The 14,515-nt window shown below is 74.4% G+C and carries 17 protein-coding genes and 1 pseudogene; 13 read left to right on the forward strand and 5 right to left on the reverse strand.

Translation table 11 applies throughout. The annotated features are described in order from the left end of the window. The 4 genes from PKC53_RS10310 to napH all read left to right on the forward strand — a co-directional run. Positions 1-362, forward strand: a 362-nt coding sequence (locus PKC53_RS10310) for an MMPL family transporter (RefSeq protein ID WP_324428391.1), incomplete at its 5' end; no start/stop codon positions are given. 11 nt (positions 363-373) lie between these two features. After that, positions 374-1,345, forward strand: coding sequence for a YCF48-related protein (locus PKC53_RS10315; protein WP_324428392.1), 972 nt, complete (start codon positions 374-376; stop codon positions 1,343-1,345). A 27-nt stretch (positions 1,346-1,372) separates the two neighbouring features. Beyond that, entirely contained in the window at positions 1,373-2,005 is a 633-nt protein-coding gene (locus tag PKC53_RS10320; protein WP_324428393.1) for a 4Fe-4S dicluster domain-containing protein, read from the forward strand. Then, positions 1,992-2,855 (forward strand): quinol dehydrogenase ferredoxin subunit NapH, encoded by an 864-nt coding sequence (gene napH, locus PKC53_RS10325; protein WP_324428394.1) that lies wholly within the window; start codon positions 1,992-1,994, stop codon positions 2,853-2,855. Before PKC53_RS10320 ends, napH begins: the two co-directional genes overlap by 14 nt. 18 nt (positions 2,856-2,873) lie before the next feature. Here napH and PKC53_RS10330 read toward each other — a convergent pair whose 3' ends face one another. Then, the gene (locus tag PKC53_RS10330; RefSeq protein ID WP_324428395.1) at positions 2,874-3,782 is read right to left on the reverse strand and encodes a YicC/YloC family endoribonuclease; all 909 of its coding nucleotides are present in this window, start codon (positions 3,780-3,782) and stop codon (positions 2,874-2,876) included. Between the two features lie 27 nt (positions 3,783-3,809). Between PKC53_RS10330 and PKC53_RS10335 the strand changes: the two genes are divergently transcribed. The 5 genes from PKC53_RS10335 to hemW all read left to right on the forward strand — a co-directional run bounded on the left by PKC53_RS10335 (position 3,810) and on the right by hemW (position 8,467). After that, positions 3,810-4,778 (forward strand): serine/threonine-protein kinase, encoded by a 969-nt coding sequence (locus PKC53_RS10335; RefSeq protein ID WP_324428396.1) that lies wholly within the window; start codon positions 3,810-3,812, stop codon positions 4,776-4,778. Positions 4,779-4,935: 157 nt separating this feature from the next. Continuing rightward, complete coding sequence (locus tag PKC53_RS10340; RefSeq protein WP_324428397.1) at positions 4,936-5,841, forward strand: protein phosphatase 2C domain-containing protein; 906 nt, start codon at positions 4,936-4,938, stop codon at positions 5,839-5,841. 28 nt (positions 5,842-5,869) lie between these two features. Next, complete coding sequence (rph, locus tag PKC53_RS10345) at positions 5,870-6,586, forward strand: ribonuclease PH (RefSeq protein ID WP_324428448.1); 717 nt, start codon at positions 5,870-5,872, stop codon at positions 6,584-6,586. 11 nt (positions 6,587-6,597) lie between these two features. Beyond that, entirely contained in the window at positions 6,598-7,227 is a 630-nt protein-coding gene (rdgB, locus tag PKC53_RS10350; protein ID WP_324428398.1) for an RdgB/HAM1 family non-canonical purine NTP pyrophosphatase, read from the forward strand. Then, positions 7,220-8,467, forward strand: coding sequence for a radical SAM family heme chaperone HemW (hemW, locus tag PKC53_RS10355; RefSeq protein WP_324428399.1), 1,248 nt, complete (start codon positions 7,220-7,222; stop codon positions 8,465-8,467). The genes rdgB and hemW overlap by 8 nt, the downstream gene beginning before the upstream one ends. A 22-nt stretch (positions 8,468-8,489) precedes the next feature. Here the strand turns inward: hemW and PKC53_RS10360 are convergent. Then, positions 8,490-9,371, reverse strand: a pseudogene (locus PKC53_RS10360) (LysR substrate-binding domain-containing protein); the annotation flags it as partial. Between the two features lie 101 nt (positions 9,372-9,472). Between PKC53_RS10360 and PKC53_RS10365 the strand changes: the two are divergent. Next, positions 9,473-9,712 (forward strand): hypothetical protein, encoded by a 240-nt coding sequence (locus PKC53_RS10365; RefSeq protein WP_324428400.1) that lies wholly within the window; start codon positions 9,473-9,475, stop codon positions 9,710-9,712. Positions 9,713-9,742: 30 nt separating this feature from the next. On the opposite strand, the gene PKC53_RS10370 is transcribed toward PKC53_RS10365, so the two are convergent. From PKC53_RS10370 to PKC53_RS10380, 3 genes are read right to left on the reverse strand one after another with little or no spacing between them, the layout of a single operon-like run. Further along, a complete protein-coding gene (locus PKC53_RS10370; RefSeq protein ID WP_324428401.1) occupies positions 9,743-10,813 on the reverse strand; it encodes a chemotaxis response regulator protein-glutamate methylesterase in 1,071 nt (356 codons plus the stop codon). 12 nt (positions 10,814-10,825) lie between these two features. Next, complete coding sequence (gene cheD, locus PKC53_RS10375) at positions 10,826-11,464, reverse strand: chemoreceptor glutamine deamidase CheD (RefSeq protein WP_324428402.1); 639 nt, start codon at positions 11,462-11,464, stop codon at positions 10,826-10,828. A gap of 10 nt (positions 11,465-11,474) precedes the next feature. After that, positions 11,475-12,332: a CheR family methyltransferase gene (locus PKC53_RS10380; protein ID WP_324428403.1), complete on the reverse strand. Its 858-nt coding sequence runs from the start codon at positions 12,330-12,332 to the stop codon at positions 11,475-11,477. 156 nt (positions 12,333-12,488) lie between these two features. On the opposite strand from PKC53_RS10380, the gene PKC53_RS10385 reads away from it, so the two are divergent. Genes PKC53_RS10385 through PKC53_RS10395 form a run of 3 tightly spaced genes read left to right on the forward strand, consistent with a single transcriptional unit; the run spans position 12,489 to position 14,468 of the window. Continuing rightward, the gene (locus PKC53_RS10385) at positions 12,489-13,226 is read left to right on the forward strand and encodes a GGDEF domain-containing protein (protein ID WP_324428404.1); all 738 of its coding nucleotides are present in this window, start codon (positions 12,489-12,491) and stop codon (positions 13,224-13,226) included. Continuing rightward, entirely contained in the window at positions 13,223-14,008 is a 786-nt protein-coding gene (locus PKC53_RS10390) for a MinD/ParA family protein (RefSeq protein ID WP_324428405.1), read from the forward strand. Before PKC53_RS10385 ends, PKC53_RS10390 begins: the two co-directional genes overlap by 4 nt. A gap of 43 nt (positions 14,009-14,051) precedes the next feature. Then, complete coding sequence (locus tag PKC53_RS10395; RefSeq protein WP_324428406.1) at positions 14,052-14,468, forward strand: group II truncated hemoglobin; 417 nt, start codon at positions 14,052-14,054, stop codon at positions 14,466-14,468. The last annotated feature ends 47 nt before the right edge of the window (positions 14,469-14,515 follow it).

Consider the following 14,515-nt stretch of genomic DNA (forward strand, 5'->3'; position numbering starts at 1 on the left):
CGGTGGCCACGCTGCCGGTGATGGTGCTCGCGGTGGGCATCGGCGTGGACTACGCGTTCTACATCTACAACCGGCTGCAGCTGCACCTCGCCGACGGGCAGCCGATCGTCAAGGCGCTCGAGCACTCGATGCTCGAGGTCGGCATGGCGACGATCTTCACCGCGATCACGCTGGCCATCGGCGTGGCCACCTGGTCGTTCTCGGCGCTGAAGTTCCAGGCCGACATGGGCCAGCTGCTGGCGTTCATGTTCATGGTCAACATGGTGATGGCGATGACGGTGCTGCCGGCGTTCGCCGTGTGGCTCGAGCGGCTGTTCCCGCGGCGCGCGCCGGTGCGCGCCTCGGGGCTGCTGCGTCACTGAGGGCGGCGGCGGTGCGCGCACGCGGGTGGGGGCCGTTCGTGGTGCTGGCGGTGCTGGGCTTCGGCGGCGCCGCGGCGGCGCTCGACGCGGCGCTGCTGCGGGTGGCGCCGCGCGCGGCGGTGCACACGCCGGCGGCGACGTCGGCGATGCTGCTCGGCGCGGCCTGGGCCGGCGCGCGTGCGGTCGCGGTCGGCGAACACGGCGTGGTGCTGCTCGCCGACGACGAGGGCCGCGCGCCGCCGCGCCAGGCGCAGGTGCCGCTGGACGCGACGCTGACCGCGGTGCACTTCGCCGACGAGCGCCACGGCTGGGCCGTGGGCCACTGGGGCGCGATCGTCGCCAGCGACGACGGCGGCGCGACCTGGCGCCGGCAGCGCCTCGACCTCGACGAGGACCGGCCGCTGTTCGCGGTGCACTTCTTCGACGCGCGCCACGGCGTCGCGGTCGGGCTGTGGTCGCTGGTGCTGACCACCGACGACGGCGGTCGCAGCTGGCGCCAGCGCGAGCTGGCGCCGCCGCCCGGCGCTGCGAAGGCCGACCTCAACCTGTGGTCGCTGTTCGCCGACCGCGAAGGCCGCGTCTACGCCACCGGCGAGCGCGGCTTCGTGCTGCGCTCCGACGACCGCGGAGCGACCTGGCGCTACCTCGCCACCGGGTACAACGGTTCGCTGTGGAGCGGCATCGCGCTGGGCGGCGGTGCGCTGGTCGTCGGCGGTCAGCGCGGGTCGCTGTGGCGCAGCGACGACGACGGCGCAAGCTGGCGCGCGGTCGACCTCGGCGCGCGGCAGTCGGTGACGGCCTTTGCTGCGCGCGGCGACACCGTCGTCGCGGTCGGGCTCGACGGACTGGTGGCCACCAGCGCCGACGGCGGGCGCAGCTTCGTGCTGCAGCCGCGCGAAGACCGGCTGTCGCTGACGGCGGTGCTCGCCGCGGGCGACGGGCGCTTCCCGATGTGGTCGCGCGCCGGAGCGGTGCCCCCCTGACGTCGAGGTCACTCCCGCGGCGATGCGATGAACCCCCGCGCGCGACCGCGCATCGGCAGCCGGCGGCGCCTGATCGCGTCGTCGCTGTGGCTGGCCGCGCTCGGCGCGTTGGCGTGGCCGCGCGCGACGCCGGTGCACGCGCGCGACGCCCGCCGCCTGCGCCCGCCCGGGGCGCTGGCGCCCGGCGCCTTCGAGGCCGCCTGCGTGCGCTGCGGGCTGTGCGTGCGTGCCTGCCCGCCGCAGGCGCTGCGCCTGTCGACCGCGACCGAAGGTGCGGCGCCACCCGGCACGCCCTACCTGCGCGTGCGCGAGCGCCCGTGCCTGATGTGCGACGGCCTGCCGTGCGTGCGCGCCTGCCCCACCGGCGCGCTCGACCCGGCGCTGCGGCGCGCCGGCGCGATGCGCATCGGCCTGGCGTCGCTGTCGGACCCGAAGGCCTGCTTCAGCCACACCGGCGCGGCGGCGTGCCGCAACTGCTGGTCGGCGTGCCCGCTGAAGAACCGCGCGCTGCGTATGCGTGCCGGCGCGACGCCGCTGGGCGGGCGACTGACCCCGGTGGTCGACGCCGAGGTCTGCACCGGCTGCGGGCTGTGCGAGCGCGCGTGCGTCGCCGCCGAGCCGGCGATCACGGTGCGCGTGCGCGGCGATGCGAGCGCCTGACGCTCTGCGCCGGCCGCGCCGCGCGCCACGCGCGCTGCGCCGCGTGCGCTGGCTGGCCGCGCGGCGTGTCGTGCAGGCGCTGGTGATCGCGGCGTTCGCCGGTGCGCCGTGGTCGGCCGGCGCGCCGGTCGTCGCAGGCACGCTGGCGGCCAGCCGCTGGTTCGACGCGTTCACGCTGGCCGACCCGCTGGTGGTGCTGCAGGCGGGGTTCGCCGGGCAGGCGCTGGCGTGGCCGGCCGTGGCCGGGGCGCTGGTCGTGGCCGCGTTCGTCGGCGTGGTCGGCGGGCGCGTGTTCTGTGGCTGGGTGTGCCCGGTGGGGCTGATCGCCGACGCCGCGGCGGCGACGCGCCGCGCGCTGGGCCTGCGCCGGCGCGCGTGGCCTGCGCCGGTCGACCGGCGCGCGCGCTGGCTCGTGCTCGCCGGCGTGCTCGCGGCCAGCGCGGGCACCGGCACGCTGGCCTGGGAGGCGGTCAACCCTGTGACCCTGAGCGGCCGCGCGCTGGCGTTCGGTGCCTGGGGTGCCGCGACGGCGGCGCTGGCGGCGGTGTTCGTGTTCGACGCCGTCGTGCTGCCGCGCGGCTGGTGCACGCACCTGTGCCCGCTCGGCGCGCTGCACGCGGCGAGCGGGGGCTGCGGCGTGGTGCGCGTCGCTGCAACGCGCCTCGAGGCGTGCACGCGCTGCGGCGACTGCCTGGCGCGCTGCCCCGAGCCGCAGGTGCTCGCGCCGGTGCTGCGCACCGGCGCCGCGACCACCGCCGTCATCGCAGGCGACTGCCTGCGCTGCGGGCGCTGCGTCGAGCGCTGCGACGCCGAGGTGTTCGACTGGCGCGTCACGCTGCGCGCGCGCTGAGCCGGCGCGCAGCGGGCCTCACTCGATGTTCTGCACCTGCTCGCGCATCTGCTCGATCGCGACCTTCATCTCGACCGCGACGTTCGTCAGTTCGAGCGCCGACGACTTCGAGCCCAGCGTGTTCGCCTCGCGCTGCAGTTCCTGGATCAGGAAGTCCAGCCGCTTGCCGACCTCGCCGCCCCTGGCGAGCAGCCGCTCGATCTCGTCGAGGTGCGCGCGCAGGCGCGCCAGCTCCTCGGCCACGTCGATGCGCAGCGCATAGGCGGCGGCCTCGTTCAGCGCGCGCTCCTGCTGCGCCTCGGCGCCGACCGGCGACGCCGCGCCGGTGGCCTGCAGCGCTTCGTGCCAGCGCTCGACGAAGCGCTGCTGCTGGCGCTGCACCACCGCCGGCACCAGCGGCGCGGCCTGCGCCGCCAGATCGCGCAGCCGCGCCAGGCGCTCGGCGAGCACCGCGACGAGCCGCGCGCCCTCGCGTTCGCGCGCCGCGCGCAGCGACTCGATCGCGCGCTGCGCGGCGTCGAGCACCGCGTCGTCGAGCCGCGGCGCCGGCGCCGCGGCGCGGCACCACTGCATGACTTCGTGCGTCGACAGCGGCGCGGCCTGCGGCAGCCACGACTGCACCTGCGACTCGATCCGAGACAGCCGGTGCAGCTGCTCGGCGACGGGTTGCGGCCACGCGGCGTCGGCGTCGCGCGCGGCGGCCACGCGCAGTTCGATCTTGCCGCGACGGAACGCCGCGCCCAGGCGCTCGCGCAGCGCCGGCTCGAGGCCGCGCAGCTCGTCGGGCAGCCGGAACGCCAGGTCGAGAAAACGGCTGTTCACCGAGCGCAATTCGACCGTTGCCGCGGCGCCGGACCCCGCAGCATCGGGCCCTTCGCACGCGCCCGCGGCGGCGCTCGCGTAGCCGGTCATGCTGTAGACTGACATCGCGCTGTAGCCTCGAAAATTCCCATTATGTCGAAGCCCAAACCAGCCCCGCTGCCCTCGGGCACCGTGGTCGGTGGCTACCAGATCGTCAAGAAGCTGGCCGCCGGGGGTTTCGGTGTGGTCTACCTCGCCGAGGACGAGCAAGGGCACCTCGTCGCGATCAAGGAATACCTGCCGGCGTCGCTGGCCGAACGCGCGCCGGGCGAGCTCACGCCGCGTGTCAAGCCCGAGAAGCAGCCGCTGTACCGCCTGGGCCTGAAGAGCTTCTTCGAGGAGGGGCGCAGCCTCGCGCAGATCAGCCACCCGAGCGTGGTCTCGGTGCTGAACTTCTTCCGCGAGAACGAGACCGTCTACATGGTGATGAACTACCTGCAGGGCGACACGCTGCAGGACTTCATCGTCACCGCGCGCGACCTCAAGCGCGACAAGGTGTTCCGCGAGTCGACGATCCGCTCGCTGTTCGACGAGACGCTGCGCGGTCTGCGCATCGTGCACCAGCACAAGATGCTGCACCTGGACATCAAGCCGGCGAACATCTTCATCACCAACGACAACAAGGCGGTGATGCTCGACTTCGGCGCCGCGCGCGAGGTGCTGAGCAAGGAGGGCAACTTCATCCGCCCGATGTACACGCCCGGCTTCGCCGCCCCCGAGATGTACAAGCGCGACGGCGCGCTGGGCCCGTGGACCGACATCTACGCCATCGGCGCGTGCATCTACGCGTGCATGCAGGGCTATCCGCCGAACGACGCGCCGCAGCGCCTCGAGAAGGACCGCCTGGCGCTGAGCCTGTCGCGCCTGCGCAATGTCTACTCGGACAACCTGATCGAGGTCACCGAGTGGTGCATGTCGCTCGACTCGCTGTCGCGCCCGCAGAGCGTGTTCGCGCTGCAGAAGGAACTGGCGCGCGAGACCGAACGCCGCTACACCAAGCTCAGCTTCTCCGAGCGCCTGAAGCTGCAGCTCGAGAACCTGAAGTCCGGCGTGAAATCGTGAGCCCCCACGCTCGCAGTGCTCGCTGCCCCCCGAGGGGGCTGCGCGGCCTTGGGGTGGCCCGGCGACCGCGCGTGAGCCCCCACGCTCGCAGTGCTCACTGCCCCCCGAGGGGGCTGCGCGGCCTTGGGGCGGCCCGGCGCGTCGTTCGCTGACGACCATGCGTTTCTCGGTGTACCAGGTCAGCCGCAAGGGCGGGCGGGAAAAGAACGAAGACCGCATGGGCTACTGCTACACGCGCGACGCCGGGCTGTTCGCGCTCGCCGACGGCATGGGCGGGCACCCGCAGGGCGAAGTGGCGGCGCAGCTGTCGCTGCAGACCCTGGCCGCGCTGTTCCAGCGCGACGCCAGGCCCAGGCTCGACGACCCGGCGCAGTTCCTGCCCGACGCGGTGTTCGCCGCGCACCGCGAGCTGCTGCGCTACGCCGAGCAGCGCGGCATGGCCGACACGCCGCGCACCACGCTGGTGGCCTGCGTGCTGCAGGACGGCGCGATGTGGTGGGCACACTGCGGCGACTCGCGGCTGTACCTGGTGCGCGACGCGCGGCTGCTGGCGCGCACGCGCGACCACTCGTACGCCGAACTGCAGGAGACGCTGGCGACGGTCGTCGCGATGAACCCGGCGTTCGGCCGCAACGTGCTGTTCACCTGCCTGGGCAGCCCCGGCAAGCCGATGGTCGACTCCGCCGGCCCGCTGCGGCTGCAGGCGGGCGACCGCGTGCTGCTGTGCTCCGACGGCCTGTGGGGCAGCGTCGGCGACCCCGAGATCACCGCCGAACTGGCGCGTCGCCCGATCGCCGACGCGGTGCCCGACCTCGTCGAGCTGGCGCTGCGCCAGGGCGGGCCGAAGAGCGACAACGTCACCGCGATCGCGGTCGAATGGGAAGGCGGCGACGACGCCGACGCGGTGTCGACGCAGTCGCTCGGCGAGGACCTGTTCGCCTCGAGCATCCAGCCCAGCGGCCTCGGCGACGCGTCGGTCGACGACCTCGACGACGCCGCGATCGAGCGTTCGATCCAGGAAATCAACGACGCGATCCGCCGCTCGTCGGACAAGCGGCACTGAAGCCCCATTCCCGGAGTCCACGATGAGCATCCGCCCCCAGGGCCGCGCCGACGACGCGCTGCGCCCGGTCACGCTGCAGCGCCACTACACCCGCCACGCCGAAGGGTCGGTGCTGGTCGCGTTCGGCGACACGCGCGTGCTGTGCACCGCGTCGGTCGACGAGAAGGTGCCGCCGCACAAGCGCGGCAGCGGCGAGGGCTGGGTCACCGCCGAGTACGGCATGCTGCCGCGCAGCACCCATACGCGCAGCGACCGCGAGGCCGCACGCGGCAAGCAGAGCGGGCGCACGCAGGAGATCCAGCGCCTCATCGGGCGCAGCCTGCGCGCGGTGTTCGACCTGGCCGCGCTCGGCGAGCGCAGCATCCTGATCGACTGCGACGTGCTGCAGGCCGACGGCGGCACGCGCACCGCGGCGATCACCGGTGCCTTCGTCGCCGCGCACGACGCGGTGACCTGGCTGTTGCGCGAGGGCCGCATCGCCGCCAGCCCGATCCGCGACCACGTCGCCGCGGTGTCGGTGGGCCTCGTCGACGGTGCGCCGCGGCTGGACCTGGAGTACGTCGAGGATGTCGCCTGCGACACCGACATGAACGTCGTGATGACCGGCGCCGGCGGCTTCGTCGAAGTGCAGGGCACCGCCGAGGGCGCGCCGTTCACGCGCGCGCAGCTCGACGCGCTGACCGACCTGGCCGCGCGCGGCATCGCCGAACTGGTGCGCGCGCAGCGCGCCGCGCTGGCCGGATGAGGGCCGCGTCGATGCGGCTGGTGCTGGCGTCGAACAACGCGAAGAAGCTCGCCGAACTGCGCACGCTGTTCGGCGGGCTGCCGCTCGAGGTGGTGGCGCAGGGCGATCTGGGCATCGCCGAGGCCGACGAGCCGCACGCGACCTTCGTCGAGAACGCGCTGGCCAAGGCGCGCCACGCGGCGCGCCTCGGCGGCGCCGCGGCGATCGCCGACGACTCGGGCTTGTGCGTCGACGCGCTGGGCGGCGCGCCCGGCGTGGCCTCGGCGCACTACGCCGAGGTCGCCCTGCCGGCGCTGGACCGCGAGGAGCGGCGCCGCGTGCAGGACGCGGCCAACAACCGCAGGCTGCTCGACGCGCTGCAGGGCGCGGCCGACCGCCGTGCGCGTTTCGTCAGCACGCTGGTCGCGCTGCGCCACGCCGACGACCCGCAGCCGCTGATCGTCTCCGGGCGCTGGGAGGGCTTCGTGCTCGACGCACCGCGCGGCGAGGGCGGCTTCGGCTACGACCCGCTGCTGTGGATCGACGAGCTCGGCTGCAGCGTCGCCGAGCTCGATGCGGCGACGAAGAACCGCATCAGCCACCGCGCGCAGGCCGCGCGCGCGATGCGTGCGCTGCTGCGCGAGGCCTGGCGGCTTGGCTGACCCGCGTCGCGGCGGCGACGGCGCGGCAGCGCCCGTGCGGGTGGTGCGCGCCGGCGACACGACGCTGGCGTCGCTGCCGCCGCTGTCGCTGTACGTGCACCTGCCGTGGTGCCTGCGCAAGTGCCCGTACTGCGACTTCAACTCGCACGAACTGCCGACCACGCCCGGGCCCGCCGCGCTCGACCCCGGGCTCGAGCGCGACTACGTCGATGCCCTCGTCACCGACCTCGAGGCGTCGCTGCCCCAGGTCTGGGGCCGGCGCGTGGTCTCGGTGTTCCTCGGCGGCGGAACGCCGAGCCTGTTCGGCCCGGCGGCGATCGACCGGCTGCTCGCCGCGGTGCGCGCGCGGCTGCCGCTCGAGCCGGGTGGCGAGGTCACGCTCGAGGCCAACCCCGGCACCTTCGAACGCGAGCGGTTCCGCGCCTACCGCGACGCCGGCGTCACGCGGCTGTCGCTGGGCGTGCAGAGCTTCGACGACGCGCTGCTCGCGCGCATCGGCCGCGTGCACGACGCGCGCCAGGCGCTCGCCGCCGCCGAGGAGGCCGCGCGCTGCTTCGACACCTTCAACCTCGACCTGATGTACGCGCTGCCCGGGCAGGACGGGGCCATGCTCGAGCACGACCTGCGCCAGGCGCTGGCGTTCGCGCCGCCGCACCTGAGCGTGTACCACCTGACGATCGAGCCGAACACGCGGTTCGCGACGCGCCCGCCGGCCGGCCTGCCCGACGACGACACCGCCGCGGCGATGCTCGACGCCATCGTCGAACACACCGCCGGCGCCGGGCTCGAGCGCTACGAGGTCTCGGCCTTCGCGCGCCCCGGCCACCGCTGCGTGCACAACCTGAACTACTGGCGCTTCGGCGACTACCTGGGCATCGGCGCCGGCGCGCACGGCAAGCTGAGCTTTCCCGACCGCATCGTGCGCCAGGTGCGCTGGCGCGACCCGGCGACCTACCTGCAGCGCGTGCGCGAAGGCCGTGCGGTGTCGAACGAGCACCGGGTCGGCGTCGACGAGCTGCCGTTCGAGTTCGTGCTCAACGCGCTGCGCCTGCGCGAGGGCTTCGCGCCGTCGCTGTTCGCCGAGCGCACCGGACTGTCCCCGTCGGTGCTCGACGACGCCGTCTCGCGCGCGCTCGCGCGCGGGCTGGTCGAGCGCGGCGCCGACGCGCGCGTTCGCCCGACGCCGCGCGGCTTCGACTTCCTGTCCGACCTGCAGGCGCTTTTCCTGCCGGCGCGCTGACGGCGCCGGCCGACACGCGGTCTCGCGAGCGCGACAGTTCGGCGGTCAGCCAGCGACGCAGCGCCACGAGCGGCGCCCACGCCGACAGCCGCGGGGGATAGACCAGCCAATAGGGGTCGGCCCGGTCGTCGTGCAGCACCTGCGGCGACAGGCGCACGAGCCGTCCCTCGCCGAGCGCGTCGGCGGCCAGCAGTTCGCGCACCAGCGCCAGCCCCAGGTCCTGCTCGACCGCCTGCAGCATCAGCCCGGCGTCGTTGAACGTGGCCACCGGCTGCACGGCGACCCTGACGCCGGCCGCGTCGAACCATCGCGCCCACCGCGTCGCGCTGCCCAGCAGAGGCTCGGCGGCCAGCGCCGCGTCGCCGCGCCCGCGCAGCCGCAGTGCGGCCTGCGGCGCGCCGACGGCGATCAGCGGCGAGTCGAGCAACTGCTCGCCGTGCAGCCCGCGCCACGGCCCCTGGCCCTGGCGCACCGCAGCGTGAAAGCCCTCGCGCTCGAGATCGACGACCTGCTGCGAGGTGTGCAGCTCGATGCCGATGTCCGGGTGGCGTTTGCGCCACAGCGCCATGCGCGGCAGCAGCCAGCGCTGCGCGAACGACGGCAGCGTGGTCAGCCGAAGGCGGTGCGCCTGGCCTGCGGCCACCTCGGCGGCGGCGCGTGCCGCGTCGTCGAGTTGCGCCAGCGCCGGCTCGACCGCCGCCAGCAGCGTGTGGCCGGCGGCGTTGAGCACCACGCGTCGCCCGCGGCGGTCGAACAGCGTGAAGCCCAGCTGTTGCTCCAACGTGCGGATCTGCTGGCTCACCGCGCTGTGCGTCAGGTGCAGCTCGTCGGCGGCGGCGCGCAGGTTCGCCAGCCGCGCGGCGGCGCGGAACGCGGGCAGGAGGTGCAGCGGCAGGCGGGCCATGTTGGTAAGCGTAACTTACCAGTGTTGCCAGGAAGAATCGTTTTGCACGGCCGCGTTGGCTGGATATCCTGACCAGGACCGATGACCCCACGGAGTTCACGATGCACGCCGCCGTCGCCGCCTGTCCCACTTCGGCCTGGCGTTGCCACGCCCTGGCGCTGGCCGCCTCGGCGCGCCGCTGGTGGGGCGTCAACGCGCCGGCGCGTGCCGACGCCGAGTCGTTCCTCGCGCTGGACGACCACCTGCTGCGCGACATCGGCGTGCCGCCCGAGTGGCGGCACGAGGCGCGCGCGCTGCACGAGGCCGCGCTGCGGCGCTGGAGCGACCTGGGCCGCTCGTGAGCCGCGTGCCGCGTCGCGGCAAGGGGCGTGTCACACGCGGGTCAGCGCCAGGCCCGCGGTCGCGCGCAGCCGCTCGAGCAGGCGCGGCGCGATCTGCGTCAGCGGCAGCACCTCGTGCGCGGCGCCGGCGGCGATGGCCTCGCGCGGCATGCCGAACACCACGCAGCTCGCCTGGTCCTGGCAGATGTTGTAGGCGCCGGCGTCGCGCATCGCGCGCATCGCCGTCGCGCCGTCGGCGCCCATGCCCGTGAGCATGATGCCGAACGCGTTCGGGCCGACGACGCGCGCCGCCGACTCGAACAGCACCTCGACCGACGGCCGGTGGCGGTTGACCGGTTCGCCGTCGCGCACGCGCGCGACGTAGTTCGCGCCAGAGCGCTCGACGCTGAGGTGCCGCCCGCCCGGGGCGATGTAGGCGTGGCCGGGCAGCACGCGCTCGCCGTCTTCGGCCTCCTTGACGCGGATGCGGGTGAGCCCGTCGAGCCGCGCCGCGTAGCTGCGCGTGAACCCCGGCGGCATGTGCTGCGTGACGACCACCGCCGGGCTGTCCGGCGGCAGGCGCAGCAGCACCTCCTTGGTGGCCTCGGTGCCGCCGGTGGACGCGCCGATGAACACGAGCTTCTCGGTCGACAGACGGCCCAGCGGCGGCGCCTCGGCGGCCGCGGTCGGCGTGGCCGCCGGCGACGCGGCGCGACGCACCTGCGCTGCGGCGGCCATGCGGATCTTCGCGGTGATGTCGTCGGCCAGACGCTGCAACCCGTCGGCAATGCCGATCTTCGGCTTGGCGACGAAGTCGACCGCGCCGAGCTCGAGCGCGCGCAGCGTCGTCTCGGCGCCGCGTTCGGTCAGGGTCGACACCATCACCACCGGCATCGGGCGCAGCCGCATCAGCCGCGCGAGGAAGTCCAGCCCGTCCATGCGCGGCATCTCGACGTCGAGCGTGATCACGTCGGGGTTCAGGCTGCGGATCGCCTCGCGCGCGGCCAGCGGGTCGGCCGCGGTGCCGATGCACTGCAGGTCGGCGGTGCGGTTGATGATCTCGGCCAGCAGCGTGCGCACCAGCGCGGAGTCGTCGACCACCACCACGCGGGTCTTCGCCATCACCGCCTCCGCTCAGAACAGGTCGACCGTGCCGGCCGCCGGCGCGGCACGCTGCGCCGCGAGGCGTTGGCGCTCCTCGCGCAGCACCGCCTCGGCGCTGGCCGGCGCCAGCCGCTTGACCATCGCCTTGCCGCTGGCCGGCAGGAAGCACACCTTGCGCGGGTACACGTCGAGCACGTCCTTGCTGACCACCGCGACGCGCTCGGTGGCCAGGTAGTCGAGCACGAAACGCGTGTTGCGCTCGCCGACGTTGAGGTGCGTCATGCCGCTGATCACCGCGCCGCCGCCGAACACCTTGGCCTCCAGCGTCGAGCGCGTCGCGCCGCGCTTGATGAGCTCGTTGATCAGCAGCTCCATCGCGTACGACCCGTAGCGCCCGCTCGCGCTGTCGCCGCCGGCGCCGACGTCGGGCAGCATGAAGTGGTTCATGCCGCCGACGCGGCGCTCGCGGTCCCACAGGCACGCGGCGATGCACGAACCCAGCGTGGTCATCAGCAGCACGTCGTCGTCATGCACGAAGAACTCGCCGGGCAGCACCTTCACCGCGGCGTTGTCGAAGCGGGTGTCGAGGTAGAAGAAGCTGGCTTCGCCGGGGCGCGGAGCGCGCCGCTGCAGCGCGGCCAGGCGGGTGCGGGCGGGCGAGTCGGTCATCGGCGCGCGCTCACAGGCGTTCGTAGACCGTCTTGCCGCGCAGGCGGAACAGGTCGCGCGCGTCGTTGAAGTGCTCCGAGTGGCCGACGTACAGCCACGCGCCGGGCCGCATCGCGCGGTGCATGCGCTCGAGCACACGGCGCTGCGTCGGGTGGTCGAAGTAGATCATCACGTTGCGGCAGAACACCGCGTCGAAAGGCTCGCCGAGCGACCACGTCGGCTCCATCAGGTTGAAGCGGCGCCACTGCACGGCGCGCGCCAGCTCGGGCTTGACGCGGATGCGCCCTTCGTTGGCGCCGGTGCCGCGCAGGAAGTGGCGCTTCAGCCGCTGCGCATCGAGGCCGCGCGCGCCGGCGTCGTAGACGCCGCGCTGCGCCACGGCGAGCACGCGCGTGTCGATGTCGCTGGCCAGCACGCCGGCGCGCCCTGCGCCGAGCACCTCGGCGCAGACCATCGCGATCGAATAGGGCTCCTCGCCGGTCGACGCGGCGGCGCACCACAGGCGCCACGCGTGCTGCGGGCGCCGGCTCAGCTGCTCGGCGAGCAGGTCGAAGTGGTGCGCCTCGCGGAAGAACGAGGTCAGGTTGGTGGTCAGGCAGTTGACGAACTCCTGCCACTCGCCGTCGCCGGCGGCGCCGCCGTGCTGTTCGAGCCAGTTCAGGTAGCTCGCGAAGCTGGGGTGCGCGGTCTCGCGCAGGCGGCGCGACAGCCGGCTGTAGACCATCGCCTGCTTGCCCTCGTGCAGGCTGATGCCCGCGCGCTGGTGGATCAGCCGGCGCACGCGTTCGAAGTCGGCGCCCGAGAAGGCGAACTCGGCGTCGCCGCGCTCGGCGAGCGCGGCGGGTGCGGTGGGTGGCGGGGCGGACATCGGCGATCGGGCGTGCACCGGCCAGTGTGCCGGCGCCGCCGCCGTGCCGCGGCGCGAACAGCGTCGCTTTCGCGGCGCAGATCGCACCGGCGCGCACGGTCGCGCTGGCTACACTGCCGCCACCGCCTTCGAAGACCGGCCGCCGCCCGACGCTGCTTGGACGCCCTCGACATCGCCTCGCCGCGCGCCGCCGCCGCGTCGCCGGGGCTCGACCTGCGCGACGCGCTGCAGCTGTTGGCGCAGTCGGGCCGTGCGCTGCCCGCCGATGCCCCGCCGGGCAGCGCCGCGTGGTTGCAGGCGCTGATCGACGCGCTGTGCGAGCTGTCCAGCCGCGACCCGCTGACCGGGCTGGCGAACCGGCGCCAGTTCGAGCTGGCGCTGGGCCAGGAGCTGGGGCGCGTCGCGCGTTCGGGCGACCCGGCGCTGCTGCTGGCACTGGACATCGATCACTTCAAGTCGATCAACGACCACCACGGCCACGCCGTCGGCGACGCGGTGCTGCAGGCCGTCGCGGCGCGGCTGCTCGAGTGCGTGCGGCCGATGGACACCGTGGCGCGCGTCGGCGGCGAGGAGTTCGCGATCGTGCTTCCGAACTGCCCGCCGGGCTTCGCGCCGGCGGTGGCCGAGCGCGTGCGCCGCCGCGTCGCCGCGCACCGCGTGAGCGCGCCCGACGGCCGGCAGGTCGCGGTGACGGTGAGCCTGGGCGGCGCGTTCGCGCCGCAGTGGGTGCGCTCGTCGCCGGCGCTGTGGATGGAGCGTGCCGACCAGCAGCTGTACCGCGCGAAGGCGGCCGGGCGCGACCGCGCCTGCTTCGAACCGACCGTGGCCGCCGAGGTCAGCGCCGAGGAGAAGGGGCTGCTGTTCGGTGCGTCCCCGTTGCAGGATGCCGAATGAGCCCGATGCCCCAGCCCCAGCCCGCGCGGCGCGCGCGCATCACCGCCGTGACCAGCGGCAAGGGCGGCGTCGGCAAGACGCTGGTCTGTGCCAACCTGGCTGCAGCGCTGGCGGCGGCCGGCGAGCGCGTGCTGGTGCTCGACGCCGACCTCGGACTGGCCAACCTCGACGTGGTGCTCAACCTGGCGCCGCACGTCACGCTGCACGACGTGATCGGCGGGCGCGCCGCGCTCGACGACGCCCTGGTCGACGCGCCGGGCGGCTTCACGGTGCTGCTCGCCGGCTCGGGGCTGGTCGAGTACTCGCGGCTGACCGCCGAGGTGCGCGAGCGGCTGCTCGGCGTCGTCGAGGCGATGCGCCCGCACTTCGACCGCGTGCTGCTCGACACCGGTGCCGGGCTGTCCGACGTGGTGCTCTACACCGTCGCGCTGGCCGACGAGGTGCTCGTCGTCGCGACCCCCGAGCCGACCTCGCTGACCGACGCCTACGCCACCGTCAAGGTGCTGGCGACGATGCAGCAGCGCCGGCGTATCGGCCTGCTCGTCAACCAGGCGGCGCGGCGCGGCGACGGCCGGCGCGTGTGCGCGCAACTGCAGCAGGTGGTCACGCGCTACGTCGACCCCGCGGTCGGCGCACCGGTCACGCTCGAGCTGCTCGGCGAGGTGCCCGAAGACGCGTCGGTGCGCGACGCGGTGCTGCGCCGCGCGCTGCTGCTGCAGGCCTACCCGGGCAGCCCGGCGTCGCGGGCGATCGTCGCGCTGGCGGCGAGAATGCGCGCATGACGACCCCCACTGCGAGGCGCGGCACGGCCCGCGCCCACCGGCCGTGAGCGACGCGGCGAGCGCGCACGATGCGACCGACGCGACGACGGCTTTTGCGCTGATCGGCGGCGAAGCCGGCGTGCGCGCGCTGGTCGACCGCTTCTACGACCTGATGGACCTCGAGCCGGCGTACGCGCGGCTGCGCGCGCTGCACCCGACCACGCTCGACGAGTCGCGCGACAAGCTGCACTGGTTCCTGTGCGGCTGGCTCGGCGGGCCGGCGCTGTACGAGCAGCGCTTCGGCCACCCTCGGCTGCGCGCGCGCCACCTGCCGTACCCGATCGGCATCGCCGAGCGCGACCAGTGGCTGGCCTGCATGCGCCAAGCGATGCGCGAGCTGGGCGTCGACGCGGCGCTCGCGCAGCGGCTGGACGCGGCGTTCGCCGGCACGGCCGACTGGATGCGCAACCGCGGTGGCTGACGCCCGCCGCCGCAGGCGCCGGTCGCGCAACGAAAACCGCCCCGCGT

Origin of the sequence: Azohydromonas sp., from assembly GCF_035325925.1 — a bacterium.
Lineage (GTDB): Bacteria > Pseudomonadota > Gammaproteobacteria > Burkholderiales > Burkholderiaceae_C > Calidifontimicrobium.